This window comes from Mesorhizobium sp. M5C.F.Ca.IN.020.32.2.1, assembly GCF_004023105.1.
GTDB classification, from domain to species: Bacteria; Pseudomonadota; Alphaproteobacteria; order Rhizobiales; family Rhizobiaceae; genus Mesorhizobium; species Mesorhizobium wenxiniae.
The window spans coordinates 1-8,667 of sequence record NZ_RZSX01000187.1 but is presented as its reverse complement, the minus strand read 5'-3'; the positions used below and the strand labels follow the sequence as shown (position 1 = coordinate 8,667).

The following is an 8,667-nucleotide window of genomic DNA, read 5'->3' as shown; positions in this document are numbered from 1 at the left end:
GTGCCATGCAGCAGCGTCGCCTCGACCACCTGGTCCATCAGTCTGTGCGCCGGGTTGAAGGCGGCGGCAGCCGATTGCGCGACATAGCAGACCTCGCGGCCGCGCAGCTTGCGAAAGCCCTCCTTGCCGCCCTTGAGGATGTCGCGGCCGTTGAGGATGACCTCGCCGCCGGTGATACGCACGCCGCCGCGGCCATAGCCCATCGACGCCAAGCCGATGGTCGACTTGCCGGCGCCGGACTCGCCGATCAGGCCGAGCACCTTGCCCTTTTCGAGCGTCAACGAGACGTCGTGGACCAGCACGATATTCTTGGGCGCCTCGCCCGGCGGGAACACCGTGGCCTCGATGCGCAGATTGCGGATGTCGAGCAGCATGGACTTTGGTCGCTGGTCGGCCATTACCCGCGCCCTCCCTTGAGGCTTGTCGTGCGGTTGAGCACCCAGTCGGCGACAAGGTTGACGGAAATCGCCAGCATCGCGATCGCCGCCGCAGGGATGAGTGCCGCCGCTATGCCGAAAACGATGCCGTCCTTGTTTTCCTTGACCATGCCGCCCCAATCGGCGCTAGGCGGTTGCACGCCGAGGCCGAGGAAGGACAGCGTCGACAGGAACAGCACCGCATAGATGAAGCGCAGGCCGAGTTCCGAAACCAGCGGCGACAACGCATTGGGCAGGATCTCGCGGAAGATGATCCACATGCTGCCTTCGCCGCGCAGCTTGGCCGCCTCGACGAAATCCATGACGTTTATGTCGACGGCGACCGCTCGCGACAGGCGGTAGACGCGGGTCGAGTCGAGGATACCCATGACCAGGATCAGCGTCACCAGATTGGTTGGCAGCACCGAGAGCACGACCAGGCCCATGATCAGCGTCGGGATCGACATCAGGAGATCGACGAGACGCGACATAAGCGTGTCGAACCAGCCGCCGAAAACCGCCGCCGAGAAGCCGAGGATGGCGCCGAGCGAGAAGGACAGCGCGGTGGCCAGCACCGCGATGAACAGCGTGATGCGGGCGCCGTAGATCATACGCGAAAGGAGGTCGCGGCCGAGATTGTCGGTGCCCAGCCAATGTGTCGCCGACATCGGTCCCCAGACGTCGCCGACGATCTCGCCATTGCCGTACGGCGCGATCCAGGGCGCGAAGATCGCTGCCAGCACGAACAGCGCCGTCAGAAGCAGGCCGATCAGCGCAGGGATGGGGATGCGTTTTATGTCGAGCATGCCCGCTCCCCTATTTCGGATGTCTGAGACGCGGATTGGCAACGATCGCCGCTATGTCCGCAATGATGTTCAGGCTGATGTAGACGGCGGCGAAGATCAGGCCGACCGCCTGCACCACGGGCACGTCGCGCTTGGTGACATGGTCGACGAGGTATTGCCCCATGCCCGGATAGACGAAGATCACTTCGACCACGACGACGCCGACGATGAGATAGGCGAGGTTGAGCATGACGACGTTGATGATCGGGGCAATCGCATTGGGGAAGGCATGCCTGCGGATGACGGAAAATGCCGAAAGCCCCTTGAGCTCGGCGGTTTCCACATAAGCCGACTGCATGACATTGAGGATCGCGGCGCGCGTCATGCGCATCATGTGGGCGAGCACCACCAGCGTCAGTGCCGCCGCCGGCAGCATGATCGCCTGCATGCGCTCGCCGAAAGGCATTCCGTCATAGACGGTCGAGATGCCGGGGAAGATCTGGTATTTCACGGCAAAGAAATAAACCAGCACGTAGCCGATAAAGAATTCGGGAAACGACGTCGAGGCAAGCGCCAGTCCGGAGATCAGCTTGTCGACCCAGCCATTGCGGTAGCGCACTGCAATCAGGCCGAGGATGATCGCCAGCGGCACGGCCACGACCGCCGCCCAGAAGGCGAGGAACAGCGTGTTCCATAGCCGCCCCTGGATCGACGTCGCAATATCCTGACCGCTCGACATCGCTGTGCCGAGGTCGCCGGTCACGACGCCGGCGAGCCAGCGGAAATAGCGGATAAAGGCGGGATCGTTGAGGCCGAGCTGCTCGCGCAGATTGGCGAGCGATTCCGGTGTCGCCGACTGCCCAAGGATGGCTTGCGCGACATCGCCGGGCAGGATCTGGGTTCCGGCGAAGATCAGGACCGATACGGCCAACAGCAAGAGGATGCCCAGCGCAATGCGCTGGGCCACCAGTTTCACGATGGGTGAGGACATATCCGCAAGGCCAGGCTCAGGCTTCGAGCCAGCACTTTGCCAGTGCGTAGCCGTTCATCAGCTCCTGATGCGGATCGTCGACCCAGCCGGCGACCTTGGCGCCCGTCGCGTCGATGAACTGGTTGAACATCGGCAGGATCAGGCCGCCCTCGTCGCGCACAAGGACAGCCATGTCGTGGTACATCGCCTTGCGCTTGTTCTCGTCGAGCTCGGCGCGGGCCGCCAGCACCATCTTGTCGAAATCCGGACGCAGGAAACGCGTATCGTTCCAGTCGGCCGTCGACAGATAGGCGGTCGAATACATCTGGTCCTGCGTCGAGCGGCCGCCCCAGTAGGAGGCGCAGAAGGGCTGCTTGTTCCAGACTTCGTTCCAGTAGCCGTCGCCCGGTTCACGCTTGAGCTCGATCTGGATGCCGGCCTTGGCGGCGCTCTGCTGGAAAAGCTGGGAGGCGTCGACGGCGCCGGGGAAGGCGACGTCCGAGGTCCTGAGCAGCACCGCCCCGTCGTGCCCCGACTTCTTGAAGTGGAACTTGGCCTTGTCGGGATCATACTTGCGCTGCTCGATTTCGGTGAACAGCGGATAGGACGCATTGATCGGGAAGTCGTTGCCGAGCGAACCATAGCCTCTGAGAACCTTGTCAAGCATCTCCTCGCGGTCGATCGCCAGCTTTAGCGCCATGCGCAGGTCGTTGTTGTCGAACGGCGCCGTGTTGCAATGCATGATGAAGACGTAGTGACCCGGCCCCGCATGGTTGCGGATGGTGACGCCGGGCAGGCGCTTGATCAGGTCGACGATCTTCGGCTCGACGCGGTTGATCATGTTGACCTGGCCGCCCTGCAGGGCCGAGGTGCGCGCGGTGGCATCGTTGATGACGATGATCTCGATCTGATCGGCATGGCCCATCTTGTCGCCCTGCCAGTAATTGGCAAAGCGCTCGCCGCCATGGCGCACGCCGGGCTCGTTGGTGGTGATCTTGTAAGGCCCGGCGCCGATGCCGGCATCGGCCTTGTCCTTGCCGCCATTGGGCTGGACGATCAAATGGTAGTCGCTGAGCAGATAGGGCAGGTCGGCATTGGCTTCCTTCAGCGTCAGCACGACTTCCTTGCCGCTGGCCTTGATGCTCTCGATGCCCTTCATGTAGCCGAGCGCGCCCGACTTCGATTTCTCGTCCGAATGGCGTTCGAGCGTGGCCGCCACGTCCTCGGCGGTCACCGTCTTGCCATTGTGGAATTCGATGCCGTCGCGGATCTTCAGCGTCCAGACCTTGGCGTCGTCCGACGAGCCGATCTCCTCGGCAATGCGGTTCTCGAGACTGCCTTCCGGAGACAGCTCGACGATCAGTTCGCCCCACATCTTGCCAAAGGCGAACGGCACCTGCGTCATGAACAGGGCCGGATCAAGGCTGTTGGTGGATTCGCCGCCGACCAGGCCGGCCTTCAGCGTGCCGCCCTTGACCGGACCCGCGGCGCGCGCTGCACTTGAAAGCAGCGAATTGGCAAAGGTCGCGGTGACGCCGAGTGCTGCCGCCCTGCCGAGAAAATCACGACGGCTCAGTTTGCCGGATGCGACGCGCCGGCTAAGAAATTCCAGTTCGTTCGACATGTTGAGTTCCTCACTCTGTTGGTTCGACCTTGTGGTCGTTTTTTATCGTTTCTTGTGAGGAGAATAATGACCGCAACGGAACGCCGTAAGCAAGACCGAATGCGACATGCCGTGGCGTAAATCGTACGTCGCAATTGGATCAATCCGCATAAGCGCTCAAAGCAGAGCGCGCGGGATTTTCTCTTCGAAATTGCGCTCGAAAACCAGTTTCTCGCCTTCATAGGCTTCGATTCTGGCGTTAACCATGAAGTTTTGCGCGTCGGACCGCATCTCGGCGAAGGTTTCGGTGCGCACCGACCATCCATTTCGCGACAGCGTCTGCGTCCAATGCGTCTTGCCCGACGCTGACAGCGGATCGTCGGGATTGATCGCCCATGTCTCTCGCGCGATGCTGCCATTGGCGAGGCCATGCTCCAGATCGCGCACCTCGCCGAAATCGTCGACGATGGAAAGCGTGACAATTCCGGTCTTCTCGTCGCGATCGACATGACGTTCGGAATTGGCAGCGCGGATCGTTTCGGTCGCCCAAGGCGATGCTGCCTCGGGCGTGGGGAACGTGACTTCATCGCCTTGCGCCAGCGGGCGCAGCGGCAATTTCAGCGTCGCCGCCGACAGGTCGAGCCGGACCGGTTTCGGAGATGGCCAGATCATCGGCCAGTAGGCGTTCGAAACGGCAATACGCAGGCGATGGCCTGATGGCACGCGATAGGCGCATTGGTCGAGCACCACCCGGGCGCTGACAGTTTCGCCCGGCACCAGCGCTTGCGGGAATTCGTGCGAGTTGTGGTGCGTCAGGTTGAGCACGCCGTAGGAGATCAGCTCCGATGCGCCGTCGGGATGCACATCGCACAGCCGGATGGCGATGTTCGCTTGAGGCCGGTCGGACGAAACCCTGACCAGCACTTCCGGTGCGCCGACAATGTCGATCGCCTCAGTCAGCGCCGGCTGGTCGAAACACACCGATATTGCATCGTCCGGGCGCTGCTCGCCGGGCAATTCCGGGCCGAACGTGAAGGGAAAATATTCGCCGCCGGCAAGGCCGCAGCTTTGCGGTGAAGCCACTATGATCGGCTTGCTGCCTTCTGCGATCAGCTCGACTTCCTGCGTCTTGATATCAGACGACGGCCACACCGGTTCCGCGACCCAGCGGCCCGGCCGCTCCGGATGCCAGCGTGCGGGGCGGACGCTGTCCATGACATAGGCGCGGTAGGCCGGGTCGCCCTCGACGCCGGTGTCGATGTCCTTCAGCCAGCGGTCCCACCAGCGCAAGGCCTCCTGCAGGAAGCCGATGCGCGGTTCGGGTGCGGCATAGTGAGGGTATTTGTGGATCCAGGGACCAACGATCCCTTTGACCGGCGCCTCGATATTGGCGGCGAGATGGGAAATGGTATTTCGATAGCCGTCATGCCAGCCGCCGATCGACAGCACCGCAGCTTGGATGGCCGAATAGTCCTCGCAGATCGAGCCGCGCTTCCAATAGGCGTCGCGGTGCTGATGCTTCAGCCACAGCGGCGCCAGGAAGGGCTGATTCTCCAGCCGGGTCAGCCACAGGTCGCGCCACCTGACGTCGCCGGCCAGCAGCGGATCCGGCGGCCGCGAGGAATAGGACAGCATGGTCGAGGCCCAGCCGAAATTCTCGATCAGCAGGCAGCCGCCCTTGTAGTGGATGTCGTCGGCATAGCGGTCGACGGTCGAGCACAGGCTGATGACTGCCTTTAGCGCCGGCGGCTGCTTGGCAGCCGTCTGCAGGCAGTTGAAGCCGCCCCAGGAGATGCCCATCATGCCGACACTGCCGTTGCACCAGGGCTGGGCCGCCGCCCAGGCAATCACGTCGCAAGCGTCCTGCAATTCCTGCTCGGAATATTCGTCATCCATCAGCCCTTCGGAATCGCCATTGCCACGCATGTCGACGCGGATCGATGCGTAGCCGTGGCCCGCGAAATAGGGATGCGTCAGCTGATCGCGAAAGATCGTGCCGTCGCGCTTGCGGTAGGGCAGGTGCTCGAGGATCGCCGGCACCGGACCGTCGGCAGCATCGGCCGGCATCCATACCCGCGCCGACAGCCGGCAGCCATCCGGCATGACGATGCCCATGTCAGGAAATTCGACGACCTTGCGGGGAAATTCTGTGACGGTTTTCATGCGGCGCTCCTGGCTGGCCGCATGATGGAGCCCGAGCCTGCCGCGTCGTGGGCCAGCCAACGAATTCGGCTGGTCAATCCGCGTCAATTCAACGGAATGTCGTTTTCGGCCTTGCTCGCCTGATAGGCGCCGGACAATTCGTCGTAGCGCTCGGCGATCTTGCCGATTCTCGCTTCCAGCCGCTGGCGCTCGGCCTCGGACAACGACCGCACCAGTTTGCGGATCGAAAAGCTCTTCCAATAGGCGTTCTCGGCATTGTAGCCACCGGGGTCGAGGGTGAAGACCTCCTTCAAGATCTTCAGGTCGTGGGGGATGGCGAAGCTGTCGCGCGAATCTTCGTGCGAAAACAGATAGTAGAAATTATCGAAACCGGTCCAGGTGATCGCCGACAGGCACAGCGAGCAGGGTTCGTGCGTGGCGAGGAAGATCGCGTCCTTGGTATCGACGCGCTCGGCCTTCGGCATTTCATAGAACCGCTTTAGGCAATGCACCTCGCCATGCCAGAGCGGACTTTCCGTCTCGTTGTTGGTTTCGGCGAGCACCAGCGAGCGATCATCCTTTCTCAGGATCGCCGCGCCGAACAGCTTATTGCCGTCGGCGACGCCTTCGGTGGTCTTCGGTATGATGTCGTGCTCGATCACGTCGAGCAGGCGATCGATCAGCGAGACGTCGGCCATCAGGCGGTCCCGTCGGGGAGATCGATCTCGTAGGCGTGCGAGAAATGGCACTCTTCGAGATTGGAGCCGTCGCCACCGCGGTCGACGACGAGAAAGTCCTGGGCCTCGCCGATCGGCGTCAGCACGCCGTGCCACCGATTGCGCGGATAGTTGACGCCTTGCCCGGGCGCGGTGATGAAGGCGTGCGGCTCACCAGGGCCGTCGTCGTCGCCATCATGGCAGACGACGACCAGGAACGGCCGTGGCGACAGCGGGATGAAAGCCTGGCTGCCGAACGGGTGACGCTCGACCATGGTGAGCTTCAGCGGAAAATCGTAAGGCGTGCCGCGCACCATGGAGATCAGCACGCGCGCATTCGGGCCCAACGCTTCGGCGGTGGCGAGGTCGTGATAGCGCTCGGCCTTGCCGCCATTGATCGGATAATGATTGTCGCCGCCCATATCGATGACGTCGCCGAATTCGGCGAAGGTCTCGCGGGTCAGCGGCCGGGCGACGATTCGGGTCATGGCGCGCGACCCTCGAAGCCCACCCCACCAAGCTTGGCATGCCGGTTGACGTCCTTGTAAAGCAGGTAGCGGAATTTTCCGGGACCGCCGGCATAGCAGGCCTGCGGGCAGAAGGCGCGCAGCCACATATAGTCGCCGGCCTCGACCTCGACCCAGTCCTGGTTGAGGCGGTAGACCGCCTTGCCTTCCAGCACGTAGAGCCCGTGCTCCATCACATGAGTCTCGGCGAACGGGATGACCGCGCCCGGCTCAAGCGTGACGATGGTGACGTGCATGTCGTGGCGCATGTCGGCCGGATCGACGAAGCGCGTCGTCGCCCATCTGCCTTCGGTGCCCGGCATCGGCGTGGGCGCGATGTCTCGTTCCTTGGCGAAGAAGGCTTGCGGGACATCGATGCCCTCGACGGCCTCGTAAGCCTTGCGGATCCAGTGGAAGCGGACAGCAGCACCGCCCTCGTTGCGAACGGTCCATCCGCTGGCCGGCGGCAGGAAAGCAAAGCCACCCGGCTGCAGGACATGTTTCTCGCCAGCCAGCAAAACGGTCAGCTCGCCCTCAACCACGAACAAGGCGCCTTCGGCGCCGGCATCCGGTTCAGGCCGGTCGCTGCCGCCGCCGGGCGCGACCTCGACGATATATTGCGAAAACGTCTCGGCGAACCCCGACAGCGGGCGCGACAGCACCCAGACGCGGGTCTTTTCCCAGAATGGCAGGGCGCTGGTGACGATGTCCTGCATCACGCCCTTTGGAATGACCGCATAGGCCTCGGTGAAGACAGCCCGGCCGGTCAGCAGCTCACTCTGGCCGGGGTGGCCGCCCTGCGGCGCGTAGTAGAATCGGTCGGCCATCTTGATCGTGTCCATGAGTTCAAAGCCTATTGCGGAGCCAAAGCCTATCGCGGAAGCCAAGGCTATTGTGAAAGCATGTCCCTGAGGCGGAGCAGTGCGATGCGCTCGACCTGTTTGCAGGCGGTGTCGAATTCAACGTCGTGGCTGTTGCCGCTGCGCGCCTCGAACTCCGCCAGGATTTCCGCCTTAGTCTTGCCTTTCACCGCGATAATGAAGGGAAAACCAAAGGAAGTGACGTAGGCGGCATTGAGTTTGGAGAACAACTCGCGCTCCTTGTCGGTCAGCGCGTCGAGCCCGGCGGAAGCCTGTTCCCTCGTCGATTCCGCCGACAGCCGCTTGGCCTGCGCCAGTTTGCCGGCGAGGTCGGGATGAGCCTTGAGCACGGAGAGCCGCTCGGCCTCGCTGGCGCCGCGAAAGACGCGGCACAGCGCATTGTGGAGGCCGCCGGCACTATCATGCGCCGGGCCGAGTTCCAGTTCGAAGGCGCGCTCGGCGATCCACGGCGAATGCTCGAACACGCCACCGAATGCATGGACGAAGGCCTCGAACTCCATTTTCGCCGGGCGCAGCGCCGGCGGCCGGAAGGGATGGGTCTCTTGCCAATGCCTGGCGATATCGATGCGCCGCGCCAACCAGACCCTGTCATGCGATCTGACGTAGTCGACGAAGCGCTTCAGCGCCGCGGCCCGGCCCGGCCTGCCG

The 8,667-nt window shown here is 63.0% G+C and carries 9 protein-coding genes; all 9 read right to left on the bottom strand.

The window, feature by feature from the left end:
• Window positions 1-398, bottom strand: a 398-nt coding sequence (locus EOA86_RS12075; protein ID WP_128341839.1) for an ATP-binding cassette domain-containing protein, incomplete at its 3' end; no start/stop codon positions are given.
• Entirely contained in the window at window positions 398-1,222 is an 825-nt protein-coding gene (locus EOA86_RS12070; protein ID WP_065006108.1) for an ABC transporter permease, read from the bottom strand. The genes EOA86_RS12075 and EOA86_RS12070, both read right to left, overlap by 1 nt.
• 10 nt (window positions 1,223-1,232) lie before the next feature.
• On the bottom strand, window positions 1,233-2,192 hold the full coding sequence (locus EOA86_RS12065) for an ABC transporter permease (RefSeq protein ID WP_065006107.1): 960 nt from the start codon (window positions 2,190-2,192) through the stop codon (window positions 1,233-1,235).
• A 16-nt stretch (window positions 2,193-2,208) separates the two neighbouring features.
• Window positions 2,209-3,795, bottom strand: a complete 1,587-nt coding sequence (locus tag EOA86_RS12060; protein ID WP_127316980.1) for an ABC transporter substrate-binding protein — start codon at window positions 3,793-3,795, stop codon at window positions 2,209-2,211.
• Window positions 3,796-3,951: 156 nt separating this feature from the next.
• Window positions 3,952-5,937: a CocE/NonD family hydrolase gene (locus tag EOA86_RS12055; protein WP_128341837.1), complete on the bottom strand. Its 1,986-nt coding sequence runs from the start codon at window positions 5,935-5,937 to the stop codon at window positions 3,952-3,954.
• A gap of 83 nt (window positions 5,938-6,020) precedes the next feature.
• On the bottom strand, window positions 6,021-6,614 hold the full coding sequence (locus EOA86_RS12050; protein WP_128341835.1) for a nucleoside deaminase: 594 nt from the start codon (window positions 6,612-6,614) through the stop codon (window positions 6,021-6,023).
• Entirely contained in the window at window positions 6,614-7,120 is a 507-nt protein-coding gene (locus EOA86_RS12045) for an ureidoglycolate lyase (RefSeq protein WP_065006104.1), read from the bottom strand. Before EOA86_RS12045 ends, EOA86_RS12050 begins: the two co-directional genes overlap by 1 nt.
• On the bottom strand, window positions 7,117-7,980 hold the full coding sequence (locus EOA86_RS12040; RefSeq protein WP_128341832.1) for a bifunctional allantoicase/(S)-ureidoglycine aminohydrolase: 864 nt from the start codon (window positions 7,978-7,980) through the stop codon (window positions 7,117-7,119). The genes EOA86_RS12045 and EOA86_RS12040 overlap by 4 nt, the downstream gene beginning before the upstream one ends.
• Window positions 7,981-8,027: 47 nt before the next feature.
• The coding region (uraD, locus tag EOA86_RS12035) for a 2-oxo-4-hydroxy-4-carboxy-5-ureidoimidazoline decarboxylase (protein ID WP_128341830.1) at window positions 8,028-8,667 on the bottom strand (640 nt) is incomplete at its 5' end.

What these genes read in the sequence shown, in the direction of transcription:
- EOA86_RS12070 (WP_065006108.1), bottom strand. Translation starts at nt 1,222, where the DNA reads ATGCTCGACATAAAACGCATCCCCATCCCTGCGCTGATCGGCCTGCTT.
- EOA86_RS12065 (WP_065006107.1), bottom strand. Translation starts at nt 2,192, where the DNA reads ATGTCCTCACCCATCGTGAAACTGGTGGCCCAGCGCATTGCGCTGGGC.
- EOA86_RS12060 (WP_127316980.1), bottom strand. Translation starts at nt 3,795, where the DNA reads ATGTCGAACGAACTGGAATTTCTTAGCCGGCGCGTCGCATCCGGCAAA.
- EOA86_RS12055 (WP_128341837.1), bottom strand. Translation starts at nt 5,937, where the DNA reads ATGAAAACCGTCACAGAATTTCCCCGCAAGGTCGTCGAATTTCCTGAC.
- EOA86_RS12050 (WP_128341835.1), bottom strand. Translation starts at nt 6,614, where the DNA reads ATGGCCGACGTCTCGCTGATCGATCGCCTGCTCGACGTGATCGAGCAC.
- EOA86_RS12045 (WP_065006104.1), bottom strand. Translation starts at nt 7,120, where the DNA reads ATGACCCGAATCGTCGCCCGGCCGCTGACCCGCGAGACCTTCGCCGAA.
- EOA86_RS12040 (WP_128341832.1), bottom strand. Translation starts at nt 7,980, where the DNA reads ATGGACACGATCAAGATGGCCGACCGATTCTACTACGCGCCGCAGGGC.